The sequence below is a fragment of the Leisingera sp. ANG-M6 genome (genome assembly GCF_000813905.1).
GTDB lineage: Bacteria > Pseudomonadota > Alphaproteobacteria > Rhodobacterales > Rhodobacteraceae > Leisingera.
Map to the genome: position 1 here is coordinate 1 of NZ_JWLG01000027.1, position 16274 is coordinate 16274.

Genomic DNA, 16274 nt, shown 5'->3' on the forward strand with positions numbered 1-16274 from the left:
TCAGCGCCAGCCGCGGCTTGCGGGCCGGGGCGGGTTCGGGAGGCAGCGGCGCCGGGGCGTGCTGGGCAGTCTGATACGTCATGCGGTGAAACTCCTGAGTGTTTCCAAGGCAGTAGTCGTCTGAGTCTGCTGATAGCGGGCCTCGTCGCCCGCAAACAGCGCCTGCATGTCGCCGCCGCCGCGGCGGCAATCGGCGATCTCGAGCAGGATGTCACGCTGGCCGTCGAAGAAGCCCTGCAGCCGCGCGAGGACAGCGGCGCGGACGTCGGCGGTCTGCACTGTCTTGAGCTGGGTCATGAAATCCTCGGTCTCGCCTTCGATCAGGCTGCGGAACTGTTTGGCAAAGGCCTTGTAGCCGCGGGTGCGGCGCCACCAGGAAGCCCACCAGCTGTCGTTGAAATCCAGCGCGATTGACTGAGCCAGCGCCACCGGGGAGGCAGGCTGGGGCACGTCGGGTACTGCCAGCTGGATGCCCTCCACTGCCGGGCCGAAACCGTCATAGAGCAGCTCCGCCACATCCTGCACCGCAGCCTCGTAGCGATTCTGCGCAGCAGATTGCAGACGGCTGGTCATCACCGAGTAGGCAGAGCGCAACAGCATCCGCAGCCCGGCTGGGTCGTATTCCCAGTGGCAATCCTCGCCCCATTTTTCCAAATGGTCGATCAGCGCGTGGGTGGCACGGTCGGTGAAGGTGGCATGGGCCCGGTCGGCGCGGTCGCGGAAAGCATTGAGCACCTGGCCGGCCTCTGCGTCCATTGCCTCCAGATGGGTCTGGCAGATGTCTTCGAAGGCGGTGCGGACGTCGTGCATATTGGCACCGCCTGTGCTGCCTTCACCCTGCACCAGGATTGCATTGGCGGCCTGCTGGCCTGTGGCGGCTGTGGTGGCGGTGGCGGCAATGCGCTGCAACAGCGGCGTGCCCAGGTCGGCAACGATGCGCTCGGACACGGCGCGGTTCAGGGCCGGGAGGCCTGACAGCTCCCACACCATGTTTTGGGGGGTGGCTTTAGCGTGGGAGGCATTGACCGAGGCCTCGGCCCAATTCAGCAGCGCGGCAGAGCTGGACGGGTCCATATCCTCCAGCCCGCCGGTCAGCACCTGGTTGGCCCAGTAAGCACTGCCGAAGATGATCTCGGCCTCCTGCGGCCCATGGTGGGTTTCCAGCGTCTGGCGGATGCTGGCCTCGATCTCGGCAATCTGGTTTGCCGGATCGGCCAGCTCATCAATGCGGTTGACAAAAATCACCACCTCACGCGACTTGAGGTTGGAGATCATCCGGATCAGCCCCATGTCGACAGAGGTCAGCGCCTGTCCCGCCGACAGCACCACCACGCAGATGCGGCTGTCGCGGATCGCCTGGATGGTGATCTGTTCGCGCATCATGAAGGTGTCGTTGACGCCCGGCGTGTCGCGCAGGCACAGCCGGTGCGGCACCGAGCGGCTGTTGAGGAACAGATCGGCGGCGCGGGTGATGTCGGCAAAGCGGCCCTGTTCGTCCACCGTGCCCGGCTCCTCGTCGCCGAAGTCATCGCCCAGGCAGATGTAGCGTTCGATCAGGTTCTTGTCGAAATAGCCATAGTCGTGCTTCTGCCCCATCAAAAGTTCGAACTTGCGGCCCAGACGCTGGCGGGAGCGGTCGCGCATTTCCTCTATCTGGGTGCGGATTTTCTGCAGTTCGCTATCCGCGCCGGCGCGGCCAGCCATTTCGCCGATGCGGCCGCCCTTGGTGGTCAGCCGGTCCCACTCATCTTCGGTCATGAACTGGAAACAGGCCTTGTTCCCGGTGCGGGTCTCGCCCGGCTCCAGGTGCAGCGAGGTCACAACCGAGGTCCAGGGGTTCACGTCTGACGGCAGCAGGTCGGCCCAGCCGGCCATCGCATTGACCAGCGAGGTCTTGCCGGATTTCACCTGCCCCAGCAGAGTGACGCTGGGCTCGAAGGTTCCCAGTTCCTCCTGCAAGCGGGTCAGGCTGCGCTTCACCCGTTCACCCGACACGCCGAGCAGGGTAGTCAGCGCGCCATCGAGCCGCCGCGCCTTGCGGGCGAAATCCGCCAGCGGCTCCAGCCCGGCGCCGAGGTTGGTGGGGCGGGCGGAGGCGCGGATGTCGGTGGCGCTCTCGATCTGGTTTTCCATGTTCATGGCGGGGCCTGTATTTCGTGTCCTGCTTCGGAGTTTTGGTCTGCTGCCCGGCACGCGGGTCTCGGGGTTTTGCGCCCCTATCCGGGCGGCTCTACCATCAGTTCCTTCTTCAGCTGGATCAGCAGCGTCACCGCATCGACCGCCGCGTCCTCGTCCTGTTCCAGCTGGCACAGCATCAGCATTTCCTCGCCGTCCTGCGCGGCCTCGCGGGCAGCCTCCACCGCGGCGCTGGCGGGCATAGCGTCGAGCGATTGGGACAGGCTGCGGATCATCTCCATGCATTGCGCCAGGACCGGGGCGGCCTGCGGGCCGCCGGCGGCTTCGGCTTCGGCCAGCATCGCCTCGGCGCCGGTTTGCAGCTGATCCAGCGCAGCGGCCAGGCTGGCAGCCTGCGGTGCGGCGGCAGCCGCCGGCGCCGGAACAGCAGGCGCAGTCTCAGCTGGCAGGGTGCCGCCGAACTGGCGGATCAGCAGCTCTGCCTGATCGACGTCTGAGGCACGGCCCTGGTCGACCTGGCGCTGGATATCCTCGCTCAGCTGCTTGCCGCCGCTGGAGCGCCACAGCCCGTCCTGCGGGGCCCCGGCGGTGCGGGCGGTCAGACCTTGGATCGCGGCGACCGGATAGACGCCCAGAAACTCCTCTGCCGCCACCGGCTCCAGCGTTTCGATCAAGGCAGGCAGGGTGCCGCGCATCACCAGGCGGTCGGCCATGGTGAGCACGAGGAAACTGTGATCCTTGGTGCTGTCGGGCACCGCGGCCCAGAGCGCCTGTTCACCTGCGGTGAATTCCTGGCTGCACCACAGGAAAATGTCGGCGTTGCCTGCGGCCTGCTGCAGCATGTCCTGCTGCGCGGATTGCGGGCCCGCCAGCGGCAGTTCGCGGTAGCTGTGCCAGCGCAGGCGCGGATCGGTCAGAGTCTGGCGCACCCGGCAGGCGTCCTGCGGCAGCTCCATCTGCGCCAGCAAGCCGGACATTTGCAGCCGCTTGCCCGCGGCAGTCTCAATTTCTGCCATTTCCTCGGTGCCATAACAGACATCAACCAGCAAGCCGCCGCCGTTGCGGCCGATCACAACCCGGCCAAGCAGCATGTCGATGAGGGCGGATTTACCGCTGCCGGCAGCCCCTGCAACCGCCACCCGCACCGGCTGGCGCAGGCGCTGCAACAGCTTGCTGCCCCAGCCGCTGACCTCCGTCGGCAGACAGCCCGCGCTGAGGGTCTGTTCCAGCTGACCTGCCAGCGGGCTTATGTCTCTTTGAGGAAGGCTCACGCGGATGCATCCGTTTTGCTGCGGCCCGCCTCCGGCGCGTCGCGCCAGGAGGATGCGGCCATGAAGGTGACAACCCGTCGGCCTGCGCGCTGACGTGCGGCGGCGGGTTCGGGCGGCTGCTGTTCCGGCGCTGGCGCCGCAGGAGCGCCTGCAACGGCAGGTCCAGGCGCCCGCGGGTCAAACGGCTTGATCACGCAGAAAGCCGCGTTGTCCTGCTCCGGCGCGTCCAGCGCCTCCAGCCGCCGCATCAGCGCCGCACCGATGCGGGCGCTTGGGCTGTGGCATTCGGCGGCCAGCACTTCGGCAATCTCCTCCTCTGCCAGGAACAAGAGCCCGTCGCTAGCGGCCAGCACGATGTCGCCGTGTTGCAGCCGCACGGGTGCGCTGCGGCAGTCGACCAGCGGTATATCGGCGCCGGTCAGCACCGAGGTGACGCAATGGCGGTCCGGGTGGACGGCGGCCTCAGCCGGGTCCAGGCGGCCGCGGGCGACCAGCTTCTCCAGCTCCGCCGCCATCGAATGATCGGCGTTGAGGCGGATCAGGGCACCGTCGCGGAACAGGTACAGCGGTGAATCCCCTACCGAAATCCAGTAGAGCCGGTCGCGGAACAGCACCGGCGCCAGCAGGGTGGCACCCATGCCCTGCGCCTGCACCTGAGGCTGGTGGCTGGCATATTCGCCCAAGCACGCGTTGGCGCCGTCGGCCGCGCTGTGCAGCACCGCGCCGATGGCGGGCTCCAGCTGCTCCGGCTCGCCGGTGCGCAGCTTCAGCTCCGCAAACACCTCCGTCACCACGATCCTGGCGGCCACATCGCCGGCCGCGTGCCCGCCCATGCCGTCGGCCAGCACCGCAAAGCCGGTGCCGGCGCCAGCCAGGAAATCGGCGGCGACAGCATCTTCCTGACGCTCACGGCGGCCCTGGCTGATGGCCGTTGCAGCGTCGTACTCCAGGTCAGCGGAATGCAGCATTGGAACCTTCACCTTGCTGCGGCTGATCCCAGCCAAAAGAGGCACCGCACAGAGGCACGAACCGCAGGGTGGTTTCGCCGATGCGGATCTCGTCGCCGGCCGCCAGTTCTTCGGTGCTGAGCACCGGACGGCCGTTGCGGCGCACCAGGTTGGCCTTGCCGCCGTGGCCGATGTAAAACGCCTTCTGCTCCGGGTCATAGGCGATGGCGGCGTGGTTGTCGCGCGAGATGCTGTTGTCGCCGAAATCCAGCCGCACGGTCTGATCCTCGCCGCGGCCAATGACCGTCACACCGCTGAAGAGGGTAAAGGCAGCACCGCGGCCCGGCCCCTGCACAACCGCCAGCCAGCCAACCGGGAACTGGGTGTAGCCGGGCGCAGCCTCCTCGGTGCTGCGCGCGAAGGGATCGCTGCCGGGTGCCTGCGCCGGGCTGAAACCCAGCAGACGGGTTTTGACCCGGCCCGCGCGGCTGGCGCCGCGGCCCATTGAGGGCGCGGGCACGTCGATCGGAGCCGCAGCCGTGGGCGGATCCTGCGGCTCAGCGGCTTGCGGAGCAGGCGCGGCTTTCTGCGGCGCCTCGGCTGCAGGCAGGGGGGCTGGCTGTGCCTCTGCGGGGACCGGAGCGAGTGCATCCATTCCGTATTGAGGCTGCGGGGCCGGGTCAGGTTGCCGTTCCGGTTCGGGCTGCACTTCGGGCTGTGGGGCAGATGCCGACTTGCGGTGGAAAACCCGGTAGCTTTCAGGTTGCTCCGCGGCGGGCTCCGGCTGCTGCAGGCGGCTGAAGTCCGGCTCCTCCGCAAAGGCGTCCAGTTCCTCGCCGTCTTCCGCCTCCATATAGGCTTCTACTTCTGAAGCGGCGGCGAAGGGATCATCACTCTCAGCATACTCCTGGGCCGCGGCGGCGGAACCCGGATCCAGGGCCGAGTCCTGCGCCTGTTCACGGGCAAAGAAGGCGGCGATGGCATCGTCCTCCGGTCCTGGCTCGCCCAGACTGTCCAGATACTCCTCCGCGCTGTCCTGCGGCCCGTCCTGACGGGCGCCTTCCGGGCTGTCTTCCTCCAGGAAATCCTCGGGCAGAACATAGTCCTCTGCCGCGGTCTCCGGCTCCGGGTCCAGCTGGAAACCGCGGTCCAGGCTGAAGGGCACGCTGGGCTGCTCCGCCTCAGGTGCGGCAGCGAGGCTGTCAAACGGGTCGCGCGCAGGCGGCTGCACCGGTTCGGCGGCGGGGTGGCCTGCAGCCTCCGCCCGCACCCGTTCCCGCTTCTCACCGATGATATCCTTGATGAATTTCATTGCCGTTCCCTTCAGTTCTTAACGGTTGCCGGGGTGCCGTCCTGGAACCCGAAAATTCTGCGCAGGCGGCCTGCGAATGTGGGTTTGTCCGCTTCTGCACCGCTGTCTGCTGCCGAAGCCGGCGGCTGTTCGGCGGCAGGCGCGTTGCGGCTGCGCCGCGTGCGGGCGTCTTCCTCCGCCAGCCAGGCTTCCAGATCGCTGACCGGCTCGCCAAACAGGTTGACCATCTGGCGGGGGGCTTCTGGCTCAGCGGCGGGCACCGGCTCCTTGCGCGCGGTGCGCGGCTGGCCGGGAGTCAGGCTGGAGTTGGTCGCGGCCACCAGGTCGGCGATGGTTGCGTCCAGAGCGCCATTATCGGCAGGGTCAGGATCTTCGCCCGGCATGCCCGCAGCCTCCGCCACCGGATCCCCGGCATCGCATTCCGCCAGCATCTCTGCCCAGGCGCGGGTGGACTGGAACCGTTCAGCGGGCGGCACCGACATCGCCTGGTCAACAGTGGCCAGCAATGCCGGATCCGCTGCCCAAGGCCCGCCCAGCAGCGGCGGGCAAGGGTCGGGGTTGCCCGCCATCACCGCATTCAGCCGCTGCTGGCTGCCCGCGGGCGGTTCCCCGGTGATCAGGTAATAGAAGGTGGCGCCGAGCGCATAGATATCGCAGGCCGGGCGCTGTGGCAGGTCGGGCTTGTACAGCTCATGCGCCGAATAGCCGTCCTTGACCGCCAGCAGCATCGGCAGTGCGGTATCGTCCTTGGGGGTGCTGCCCGCCGCGGCGCCGAAGTCGATCAGCGTCAGGGTGCCATCCTGGCCCAACAGCAGATTGTCGGGTGAGATGTCGCGGTGCAGAATGCCCAGCTTGTGCACGCAGCCTAGCGCCTCCAGCGCCTGGGTCAGGATCTGCCGCAGCACCGGCGCGGTCAGCCGGTCCGGCTGCTCCTCACGCACGGTCAGCAGGTCGAGCCCGTCGATGAACTCCATCGCGATATAGGCGGTCTGGTTTTCCTTGAAGACCTGATGCACGCCGACGATGCCGGGATGCTCGGCGCGGGCCAGCAGATGCGCCTCGCGCAGGAAGGCGCGCAGCACGTTGCGGCAGGACTTGGCGTGTTCCGGCGCCGACGGTTCCACCTCCGGCCCGTTACGGCGGCAAAGCCCCGCCGGAAAGCATTCCTTGATCACCCCCCGCCGCTCCAGGCTGTCGCGCGCCAGATAGGTGATGCCGAAGCCGCCGCTGATCAGCGGGCGCTCAATCTGGTACTGGCCCTGAAGCAGCTTGAAGCCGCAGGGCAGTTCGCAGGTGTGCGCCGGATCGGCGGAAGATAGGTCGTGCGGCACGGCGTCATTTCCTCCTGGCAGCTCGGTCCCCGGCCAAAAGGGCGCGGGCGGACCTTAACGCTGCCGGCGGAATGGGGAATGTTCACGGCTCCATTCGGGCAATTGCGGCAGATCCGCCGTATTTTCGCCGCAATCCTCTCAAAAGGGCAGCAAACATTGGGTTAACAGCGCACCGGCTAGTTGCTTTGAAGTTAGTTAAACTGCAGGGCTATCTCCCCCGGCGGAGGCCCGCCGCACAGAACGGGCCGTTCTGGTATCGGCAACAGACCCTCAGGGCCGCGATACAGACCGGACCCCTGCAAACGCACTGGCTGCAGCTGATTCTCCGCAAAAACAACTTGGCAGGAAATTGTGATGGGCTTTGCAGCCAATCACCGGTACAATTGTCGCATGACAATATGGTACCCTGACCCCGCCAGCCTGACCCCGCCCCTGCACGCCAGCCTTACGCAAGCCATTGCCAGGGCCATATCGGACGGCAGGCTCCCCAAGGGCACGCAGCTGCCGACCCACCGCAAAATGGCTGAGGAACTAGGGCTTAGCGTGCACACCGTGAGCAAGGCATATGAGGGGCTGCGCAGGCAGCGCCTGATCGACGGCCAAGTCGGGCGTGGCAGCTATGTTCTGGACCCCGATACGAATAATGACCAGCCGTTTCAGCTGAGTTCGGAACAGGGCGGCGGCTTTGACCTGTCGATCTCGCGGCCACTGTTTTCGCAACAGCACGCGGAGCGGTTCCAGCAGGCCCTGGCGGAACTGCCGGAGGCGCTGGATCCGAGCTACTTCCTGTCGTGCCGTCCGAACGTGGGTCATGACTTGCACCGGGCTGCCGGGGCAGAGTGGCTGAGGATCTGCGGGCTGGAGGTGGCGGCAGAGCGGATCATAATGACCAACGGTGTGAGCCACGGCATGTCGGCGGCGCTGTCGGCGCTGACCCGGCCGGGCGACACGGTGGTGTCGGACAAGATCACCCATCACCTGTTGGTGTCGGGCTGTTCCTATCTGGGGCTGACCCTGGCCGGACTGGAGACGGACAGCGATGGCATTCTGCCGGACGCTCTGGAGCGTTACTGCCGGGAGCAATCGCCCAAAGTGCTGTTTTTGCTGCCGTCTCTGGCCAACTCTACTGCCGGGATGATGCCGGAAGAGCGTCGCAGGGTGCTGGTGGAGATTGCCCGCAAATATGATCTGCACATCATCGAAAACGATGCCTTCGGCCCGGTGGCGGAGGACCGCCCCGTGCCGGTTTCGGCGCTGGCGCCGGAGCGGTCGATTTACCTGACGACCTTCACCAAATGCACGGTGTCGGGGCTGCGCGCCGGTTACCTGGCGGCGCCGGAGCATCTTCTTCCTGCGCTGACCGGGCGGATTGTCGTGTTCGGCTGGATGGCGACACCCCTGATGTGCGAGCTGGCCACCCGCTGGGTGCAGGACGGCACCGCGCTGGAGCTGGCCCAGTGGCAGCGCCGGGCTCTGGCGGAGCGGTATGCCATTGCCGAAGAGGTGTTGCAGGGCTGGGATTGGCAGGGGCATCCGTCGGCGCTGCACCTGTGGCTGCCGCTGACCGCGGGCTGGACCACCGCCAGCTTTGTCTCTTACGCGCAGGAGCTGAAAGTGGCGGTCGCCCCGGATGCGCCGTTCCTGACGCCCAAAACCCCACCGCAGAACGCGGTGCGGGTGTCGCTGGGCAGCGTGCAGGATCAGGACCGCTTCCGCCAAGCGCTGGAGCTGATCGCCGGAATGCTGGGCCGCCCGCCGGAAGGGGTCGCGCCCTTCACATACTGATTGTCCTGCAACAATAAAAAAATTGACATGCAGTACAATTCCTCTCAAGTCTGTCGCAGCGGTGCTCAGGCACCGGTGAGACTTGGGAGGAAATCATGGCTCAGACAGTCACATTCAGCTTCGCCGCCCTGGCGGCGGCGGGCATTGCCCTGGCGGGCAGCGCGGCGCAGGCGGACACCTGGCGGTATGCCTTTGAGGAGGCGATGACCGATGTGCAGGGCGTCTATGCGCAGAAGTTCAAGGAAGAGATCGAGGCGCACTCGGATCACGAGATCCAGCTGTTCCCTTATGGCACCCTAGGCGAATCCGCCGACATCATGGAGCAGACCCAGGACGGCATCCTGCAGTTCGTCGACCAATCGCCGGGCTTTACCGGCTCCTTGATCCCTGAGGCACAGGTGTTCTTTGTGCCCTATCTGCTGCCGACCGATCAGGACCACCTGGCGCGCTTCTACAAGGAGAGCAAGGCGATCAACGGTATGTTCAAGCCGCTTTATGCCGATCAGGGGCTGGAGCTCTTGAACATGTTCCCCGAGGGCGAGGTGGCGATGACCACCAAGACGCCGGTGACCACCTGCACCGATCTGGACGAGGTGAAGTTCCGGGTGATGACCAACCCGCTGCTGGTGGAAAGCTACAAGGCCTTTGGCGCCACCCCGACGCCGCTGCCGTGGGGCGAGGTTTACGGCGGTTTGCAGACCAATGTGATCCAGGGGCAGGAGAACCCGACGTTCTTCCTCTACTCGACCAAGATCTACGAGGTCACCGATTACATCACCTATGCCGGCCACAACAATTTCACCACCGCAGTGATGGCCAACAAGCACTTCTACGACGGCCTCTCCCCCGAGGATCAGCAGCTGGTGCAGGATGCGGCCACGGCAGCCTATGACCACACCGTGGTTTACCAGCAGCAGGCGGCAGAGACCGAGCTGGCCAAGATCATGGAGGCCAAGCCTGAGATGCAGGTGACGGTGCTGACCGACGAGCAGCGCAGCTGCTTCAAGGAGGCCGCGGCAGAGGTTGAAGCCAAGTTCATCGAGATGACCGGCGACAGCGGCGCTGCGATCCTGGAGCAGATGAAAGCGGATCTAGCGGCCACCGCCAACTGAGGCCTTCACTGCAATCGCTGCTGAGCAGGTATTGCCTGCTCAGCGGTGCGCAGACCTCGGGGAGGAAGGAATGCACCAGACACATGACTCCGCGCTGCCCGGTTTCCTGGGTGTGATCGACAGCGCCATCAGCCGCATCGAGTCGTTCCTGCTGGCCGCCGGCGTGCTGCTGATGGCGGCCAATACCGTGGCCAATGTGGTGGGACGCTTTGTGCTGGGAAACTCGATCTTCTTTTCCGAAGAGCTGAACCGGATCCTGATCATCCTGATCACCTTTGCCGGCATCAGCTATGCCGCCCGCAATGCCCGCCACATCCGGATGTCGGCGGTCTATGATCTGCTGCCGCCGCATCTGCGCAAGGTGATGGTGGTGGTGATTTCGCTGGTCACCGCGGGTTTCATGTTCCTGCTGTGCTTCTACGCGGTGAAATACATCGGCGCGCAGGCGTCGCGCGGGCGTGTTCTGCCCGCCCTGCAGATCCCGGTCTGGGTCATCCTGGTCTGGGTGCCTGCGGGCTTCTTCATGACCGGCGCCCAGTACCTGCTGACCGCTGTGCGCAATCTGACGTCCCCCGGCATCTATCTCTCGACCCACGTGCAGGAAGGGTACGAGGACGCAGAAGAAATCGAAATTTGAGGACGGACCCATGGCTGCAACCATTTTTCTGACCATGATTGTCCTGCTCCTGCTGGGCTTTCCGATGATGATCCCGCTGATTGCCGGCGCGTTCATCGGCTTTCTGATGCTGTTCGGCGATCTCGCCCGGACAGAGACCATGGTGCAGCAGATGCTGGCGGGAATCCGGCCTGCATCGCTGATTGCGGTGCCGATGTTCATCTTTGCCGCCGACATCATGACCCGCGGCCAGTCGGCCGGGCGGCTGATCAATGTCGTGATGGCCTATGTGGGGCATATCCGCGGCGGGCTGGCGATTTCCACCGCCGCCGCCTGCACCATGTTCGGCGCGGTGTCGGGATCGACTCAAGCAACCGTCGTCGCCATCGGTTCGCCGCTGCGGCCGCGGATGCTGCAGGCGGGGTACAAGGACAGCTTTGTGCTGGCCCTGATCGTCAATGCCAGCGACATCGCTTTCCTCATCCCGCCGTCGATCGGCATGATCATCTACGGCGTGGTCTCCAGCACCTCGATTGCCGAGCTGTTCATTGCGGGCATCGGGCCGGGGCTGCTGATCCTGCTGCTGTTTTCCGCCTATGCCTACATCTATGCCGTGCGCAACAATGTACCGGCAGAGCCCAAAGCCAGCTGGGGCGAGCGGCTGAGGACTATGCGGCAGGCGCTGTGGCCGATGGGGTTCCCGGTGATCATCATCGGCGGCATCTACGGCGGCGTGTTCAGCCCGACCGAGGCGGCAGCGGCCTGTGTGCTCTATGCGTTGGTCCTGGAGGTGCTGGTGTTCCGCTCGATGACGCTGGTGGATGTCTATGACACCGCCAAATCCACCGGGCTGATCACTGCCATCGTGTTCATCCTGGTGGGGGCTGGAGCAGCGTTTTCCTGGGTGATCTCCTTCGCACAGGTGCCGCAGCAGATCCTCGGCGCCATCGGCATTGCCGAGATGGGCGCCATCGGGGTGCTGTTTGTGATCTCCATCGCGTTTTTCATCGGCTGCATGTTCGTCGACCCCATCGTGGTGATCCTGGTGCTGGTGCCGGTGTTTGCGCCGGTAGTGAAATCGGTTGGGCTGGACCCGGTGCTGGTCGGCACCATCATCACCCTGCAGGTTGCCATTGGCTCTGCTACGCCACCGTTCGGCTGCGATATCTTCACCGCGATTGCCGTGTTCAAGCGCCCCTACGCAGAGGTGGTGCGCGGCACGCCGCCGTTCATTCTGATGCTTTTGGGGGTGTCGGTGGCGCTGATCTTCTTCCCGCAGATTGCGCTGTTCCTGCGCGACCTGGCCTTTGCCAAATAAGGAGGCACGGCGATGTTCACATCCATTCTGGTGCCCTTTGACGGCTCCCAAGGGGCGGAGGCCGCGCTGGCCAAAGCTGCAGAAGTGTCTCAGCTATGCGGCGCCGCGCTGACGCTGCTGACCGTCTACCGCCACCATTCGCTGCTGGAGGCCTCGATGCATGTGGTGCGCCCGGATCAACCCGAAGATCTGGATGATGTCATGCGCAGCCACGCCAAGGAGGTGGCCGAGCGCGGTAAGGCGCTGGCGGCGGAGGGCGGCGTTCAAAACCTCCGCGCCTTTGTCAAAGGCGGGCCGGTGGCGCGCACCATCACCAGCTTTGCCAAGGAGCATGGGCATGATCTGATCGTGATCGGCAGCCGCGGACTTGGCTCCTTGGAGGGCGTCCTGCTGGGCAGCGTCTCGCACAAGGTGACGAGCTTGGCGGAAACCCCTGTTCTCGTTGTTTAGGAAGCAGAAAATGGCTCTTGATATCCATGCCGCGCCCTCACGGCCCCCAGCCCGGCTGGACGACCGCCCGGTGCCCAAGCGGATCGCGCTGGTGGCATTGGCGACCGACCACACGTCAGAGCGCGACTTTGCCCGGCTCTGCGACCCGGACCGGGTGGGCGTCTATGTGAACCGCATCAAATTCGAGAACCCGACCACAAAGGAGACGCTGCTGCAGACCGGTCCGCGGCTGACTGAGGCGGCGGCGCAGATCCTGCCGGGGGAAGAGGTGGATGTGGTGGCTTACGGCTGCACCGCGGCCTCCATCGTCTTGGGCAACGATGCAGTGACTCGGTATCTGAACGCGGCCAAGCCGGACACGCCTTGCGTCACCCCCAGCTCTGCCGCGTTTGATGCGTTTGCCGCGCTGGGGGCCAAGCGGGTGTCACTGCTGACCCCCTACAGCCCCGCAGTCACCGAAGAGATGGCACAGTATTTTTCGGCGCACGGGCCGGAGGTGGTGAATGCCGCCTGTTTCGGTCTGACCGACGACCGCCAGATGGCGCGGATCTCCGAGGACAGCATCATCGAGGCGGGGATTGCCGCCTGCGATGCAGGGGCTGATGCGCTGTTTTTGTCCTGCACCGCACTGCGCGCCGCTGCTTGCGTGCAGCGGATCGAGGACCAGCTGGGCAAGCCGGTGGTCAGCTCAAACCAGGCGATGGTCTGGCGCTGTCTGCGGCTGGCCGGGGTAACGGATAAGGTGCCGGGCTACGGCCGGCTGTTTGAACTCTAACAAGACAAGACAGGTTCAATGACTGAGAAAATCACCCTTCAGGACAGCTATCAGGCCCGGGCGCGGATCGCCGCGCGGGTCCGGCGGACGGCGATGGCGCCCTCACCCGTGCTGAGCGCACGGAGCGGCGGGCAGGTCTCGCTGAAGCTGGAAAGCAGCCAGATCACCGGCAGTTTCAAGCTGCGAGGAGCAACCAATGCGGTGCTGGCCCTGAGCGAAGAGCAGCGCGCGGCGGGAGTGGTTGGCGTCTCCACCGGCAACCACGGGCGCGGGCTGGCCTATGCGGCGGCGCAGGCCGGGGTGCGCTGCATCATCTGCATGTCGGAACTGGTGCCGCAGAACAAGGTCGAGGGCATCAAGTCCCACGGCGCCGAGGTTCGGATCATAGGCCGGTCGCAAGATGATGCTCAGGTGGAGGTCGACCGGCTGGTGGCAGAGGGCATGACCATGCTGCCGCCATTTGATCACCGTGACATCATTGCGGGCCAAAGCACCGTAGCGCTGGAAATGCTGGAGCAGGTGCCGGATCTGCAAACCGTGCTGGTGCCCCTGTCCGGCGGTGGGCTGATTTCCGGCGTGGCGATGGTGATGAAGGCGGTGAACCCGGCGATCCGGGTGATCGGTGTCAGCATGGAGCGCGGCGCTGCGATGCACGCCAGCCTGCAGGCCGGCAGGCCGGTGCAGGTTGACGAGCTGCCGACGCTGGCAGATTCGCTCGGTGGCGGGATCGGGCTGGAAAATGCCTATACCTTTGAAATGACAAAGGCATTCGCCGATGATGTGGTGCTGCTCTCCGAGACGGAAATCGCGGCCGCCATCCGCCATGCCTATTTCGAGGAGCGGCTGGTGATCGAAGGCTCCGGCAGCGTCGGCATTGCGGCGCTGCTGGCGGGCAAGATAGGCAATCCAGGGCGCTGTGCGGTGCTGGTGAGCGGCCAGAACATCGCCATGGACCTGCACAAGCGCATCATCGATGGTGAAGATGTGGATGTGGCGGCGGAGAGCAAGGGAGGCGCGGATGCCTGACATCAAGATCCTGACCGAAGCGGAGCTGCGCGATCTGGTGCCGCTGGACGCGGATGCGGTGGACTGTGTCGAGCAGGGCTTCACCACTCTTGCCGGCGGCAAGGTTGTGATGCCGCCGATCATGACGCTGCCGGTGCCCGATCACAAAGGCGAGGTCTGCGTGAAGACCGCCTATGTGCCGGGGATCGACAGCTTTGCGATGAAGATGAGCCCGGGGTTTTTCGACAACCCCAAGCTGGGCCTGCCCAGCACCACAGGGCTGATGGTGGTGTTCTCCAGCCGGACCGGCCTGCTGCAGGCGCTGCTTCTGGACAATGGCTATCTCACTGATGTGCGCACCGCTGCGGCGGGGGCGGTCGCAGCGCGCCACCTCGCGCGGGCGGATGCGTCCCGCGTCTGCATTATTGGCGCAGGTGTGCAAGCGCGGATGCAGCTGAAAGCGATGACCTTGGTGCGCGGCATTCAAAACGTCGTCATCTGGGCGCGGGAAAGCGCCAAGGCAGAGGCCTCGGCGGCCAGCCTGCGCAGCGAGCTGGGAATTGATGTCACCGCCGCTGCCGACATCGCGCAGGCGGTTGCCGGGGCGGATATTGTCGTCACCACAACCCCAGCAGCCGACCCTGTGGTCCAGGCGGAATGGCTGCGGCCCGGCCAGCTGGTGATCGCCATGGGCTCCGACCAGGAGCACAAATGCGAGCTGGAGCCTGCCTGTCTGACCAAGGCGGACCTCTATGTGCCCGACAGCCAGGCGCAATGCGCCGTCAAGGGCGAGCTGCGCAGCGCCATCGCCGCGGGGCTGATCGCCGGGCACCAGAGTTTTACGGAACTGGGAGCCATCACCTCAGGGCAGGCCCCCGGCCGCCAGTCGGACAACGAACTGATCATTGCCGACCTCACAGGAACCGGTGTGCAGGACACCGCCATCGCAACGCTTGCAGGCTCCCGCGCTGATGCGGCGGGGGCTGGCGCCACTTTCACCAGCTGATCAACCAGGAACCACGCATATGGCAGACCCCAAGCTGTATTTCTCCCGCGCAGAATATCAGGCGCGCCTCGACAAGACCCGGGCCGAAATGTCCCGCCGCGGGCTTGACCTTCTGATCGTCACCGATCCCTCAAACATGAACTGGCTGACCGGCTATGACGGCTGGTCCTTCTATGTGCATCAATGTGTTGTCGTCGGCTTGGACGGTGAGCCGGTCTGGTACGGGCGCGGCCAGGACGCCAATGGGGCCTTGCGCACCTGCTGGATGGAGCCTGCAAACATCATCGGCTACCCGGATCACTACGTGCAGTCGACCGAGCGCCACCCGATGGATTACCTGTCGGCGCAACTGAAAGACCGTGGGCTGGACGGCGGCGCGGTCGGCGTTGAGATGGACAATTACTATTTCACCGCCGCGGCCTATGCATCCCTGCAAAAGCACCTGCCGAATGCGCGGTTCGGCGATGCAAACGCGCTGGTAAACTGGCAGCGGGCGGTGAAATCCGAGGCCGAGCTGACCTACATGCGGCAGGCGGGCAAGATTGTGGAGCGGATGCACCAGAGGATCTTTGAGCGTGTCGAACCGGGGATGCGCAAATGCGATCTGGTGGCCGATATCTATGACGCCGGCCTGCGCTATGACGCGGAGCTTGGCTTTGGCGGCGACTACCCGGCGATTGTGCCGCTGCTGCCCTCCGGCTCTGACGCGGCTGCGCCGCATCTGACCTGGGACGACCTGCCGATGAAATCCGGCGAGGGCACGTTTTTCGAGATCGCAGGCGTGGTCCACCGCTACCACTGCCCGCTGTCGCGCACCGTGTTCCTGGGCAAGCCGACGCAGACCTTCCTGGACGCCGAAAAGGCCGTGCTGGAGGGGATGGAGGCCGGGCTGGAAATGGCCAAGGCCGGCAACACCTGCGAGGATATCGCCAAAGCGTTTTTCAAGGTGCTGAAGACATACGGCATCGAAAAGGACAACCGCACCGGCTATCCGATCGGCGTTTCCTACCCGCCGGACTGGGGCGAGCGCACCATGTCGCTGCGCCCGGGTGACACCACGGTCCTAAAGGAGAACATGACCTTCCACTTCATGACCGGCCTCTGGATGGAGGATTGGGGATTTGAGATCACCGAAAGCATCCGCATCGGGGCGAACGGGCCGGAATGCCTGTCCGATGTGCCGCGCAAGATGTTCGTGAAGGACTGAGCC

The 16274-nt window shown here is 65.2% G+C and carries 14 protein-coding genes; 9 read left to right on the forward strand and 5 right to left on the reverse strand.

The window, feature by feature from the left end:
• Positions 1-78: 78 nt before the first annotated feature.
• From RA24_RS20265 to RA24_RS20285, 5 genes are all read right to left on the reverse strand, one after another.
• On the reverse strand, positions 79-2139 hold the full coding sequence (locus RA24_RS20265) for a dynamin family protein (protein ID WP_019296517.1): 2061 nt from the start codon (positions 2137-2139) through the stop codon (positions 79-81).
• Positions 2140-2216: 77 nt separating this feature from the next.
• Positions 2217-3407, reverse strand: a complete 1191-nt coding sequence (locus tag RA24_RS20270) for a hypothetical protein (protein WP_039193965.1) — start codon at positions 3405-3407, stop codon at positions 2217-2219.
• A complete protein-coding gene (locus tag RA24_RS20275; RefSeq protein ID WP_039193967.1) occupies positions 3404-4375 on the reverse strand; it encodes a PP2C family protein-serine/threonine phosphatase in 972 nt (323 codons plus the stop codon). The genes RA24_RS20270 and RA24_RS20275 overlap by 4 nt, the downstream gene beginning before the upstream one ends.
• Positions 4359-5666 carry an FHA domain-containing protein gene (locus RA24_RS22845; RefSeq protein ID WP_052269639.1) on the reverse strand — a complete coding sequence of 436 codons (1308 nt, stop codon included), beginning with the start codon at positions 5664-5666 and terminating at the stop codon, positions 4359-4361. Before RA24_RS22845 ends, RA24_RS20275 begins: the two co-directional genes overlap by 17 nt.
• Positions 5667-5677: 11 nt before the next feature.
• A complete protein-coding gene (locus RA24_RS20285) occupies positions 5678-6997 on the reverse strand; it encodes a serine/threonine protein kinase (RefSeq protein WP_039193970.1) in 1320 nt (439 codons plus the stop codon).
• A 390-nt stretch (positions 6998-7387) separates the two neighbouring features.
• On the opposite strand from RA24_RS20285, the gene ehuR reads away from it, so the two are divergent.
• From ehuR to doeA, 9 genes are all read left to right on the forward strand, one after another.
• Positions 7388-8782 carry a MocR-like ectoine utilization transcription factor EhuR gene (gene ehuR, locus RA24_RS20290; RefSeq protein ID WP_029204841.1) on the forward strand — a complete coding sequence of 465 codons (1395 nt, stop codon included), beginning with the start codon at positions 7388-7390 and terminating at the stop codon, positions 8780-8782.
• A 95-nt stretch (positions 8783-8877) separates the two neighbouring features.
• Entirely contained in the window at positions 8878-9894 is a 1017-nt protein-coding gene (locus RA24_RS20295; RefSeq protein ID WP_039193973.1) for a TRAP transporter substrate-binding protein, read from the forward strand.
• Positions 9895-9964: 70 nt separating this feature from the next.
• Positions 9965-10531 (forward strand): TRAP transporter small permease, encoded by a 567-nt coding sequence (locus tag RA24_RS20300; RefSeq protein ID WP_019296510.1) that lies wholly within the window; start codon positions 9965-9967, stop codon positions 10529-10531.
• A gap of 10 nt (positions 10532-10541) precedes the next feature.
• Positions 10542-11828, forward strand: a complete 1287-nt coding sequence (locus tag RA24_RS20305; RefSeq protein WP_039193976.1) for a TRAP transporter large permease — start codon at positions 10542-10544, stop codon at positions 11826-11828.
• A 12-nt stretch (positions 11829-11840) separates the two neighbouring features.
• Complete coding sequence (locus tag RA24_RS20310) at positions 11841-12278, forward strand: universal stress protein (RefSeq protein WP_039193977.1); 438 nt, start codon at positions 11841-11843, stop codon at positions 12276-12278.
• A gap of 10 nt (positions 12279-12288) precedes the next feature.
• Positions 12289-13053 carry an ectoine utilization protein EutA gene (eutA, locus tag RA24_RS20315; protein WP_039193980.1) on the forward strand — a complete coding sequence of 255 codons (765 nt, stop codon included), beginning with the start codon at positions 12289-12291 and terminating at the stop codon, positions 13051-13053.
• A gap of 18 nt (positions 13054-13071) precedes the next feature.
• A complete protein-coding gene (eutB, locus tag RA24_RS20320) occupies positions 13072-14079 on the forward strand; it encodes a hydroxyectoine utilization dehydratase EutB (RefSeq protein WP_039193981.1) in 1008 nt (335 codons plus the stop codon).
• Positions 14072-15064: an ectoine utilization protein EutC gene (gene eutC, locus RA24_RS20325; RefSeq protein WP_039193984.1), complete on the forward strand. Its 993-nt coding sequence runs from the start codon at positions 14072-14074 to the stop codon at positions 15062-15064. The genes eutB and eutC overlap by 8 nt, the downstream gene beginning before the upstream one ends.
• 19 nt (positions 15065-15083) lie before the next feature.
• The gene (gene doeA, locus RA24_RS20330; RefSeq protein WP_039193987.1) at positions 15084-16271 is read left to right on the forward strand and encodes an ectoine hydrolase DoeA; all 1188 of its coding nucleotides are present in this window, start codon (positions 15084-15086) and stop codon (positions 16269-16271) included.
• Positions 16272-16274: the final 3 nt, after the last annotated feature.

Coding starts and splice junctions, on each gene's coding strand:
- RA24_RS20265 (WP_019296517.1), bottom strand. CDS start 2,139: ATGAACATGGAAAACCAGATCGAGAGCGCCACCGACATCCGCGCCTCC.
- RA24_RS20275 (WP_039193967.1), bottom strand. CDS start 4,375: ATGCTGCATTCCGCTGACCTGGAGTACGACGCTGCAACGGCCATCAGC.
- RA24_RS22845 (WP_052269639.1), bottom strand. CDS start 5,666: ATGAAATTCATCAAGGATATCATCGGTGAGAAGCGGGAACGGGTGCGG.
- ehuR (WP_029204841.1), top strand. CDS start 7,388: ATGACAATATGGTACCCTGACCCCGCCAGCCTGACCCCGCCCCTGCAC.
- RA24_RS20295 (WP_039193973.1), top strand. CDS start 8,878: ATGGCTCAGACAGTCACATTCAGCTTCGCCGCCCTGGCGGCGGCGGGC.
- RA24_RS20300 (WP_019296510.1), top strand. CDS start 9,965: ATGCACCAGACACATGACTCCGCGCTGCCCGGTTTCCTGGGTGTGATC.
- RA24_RS20305 (WP_039193976.1), top strand. CDS start 10,542: ATGGCTGCAACCATTTTTCTGACCATGATTGTCCTGCTCCTGCTGGGC.
- RA24_RS20310 (WP_039193977.1), top strand. CDS start 11,841: ATGTTCACATCCATTCTGGTGCCCTTTGACGGCTCCCAAGGGGCGGAG.
- eutA (WP_039193980.1), top strand. CDS start 12,289: ATGGCTCTTGATATCCATGCCGCGCCCTCACGGCCCCCAGCCCGGCTG.
- eutB (WP_039193981.1), top strand. CDS start 13,072: ATGACTGAGAAAATCACCCTTCAGGACAGCTATCAGGCCCGGGCGCGG.
- eutC (WP_039193984.1), top strand. CDS start 14,072: ATGCCTGACATCAAGATCCTGACCGAAGCGGAGCTGCGCGATCTGGTG.
- doeA (WP_039193987.1), top strand. CDS start 15,084: ATGGCAGACCCCAAGCTGTATTTCTCCCGCGCAGAATATCAGGCGCGC.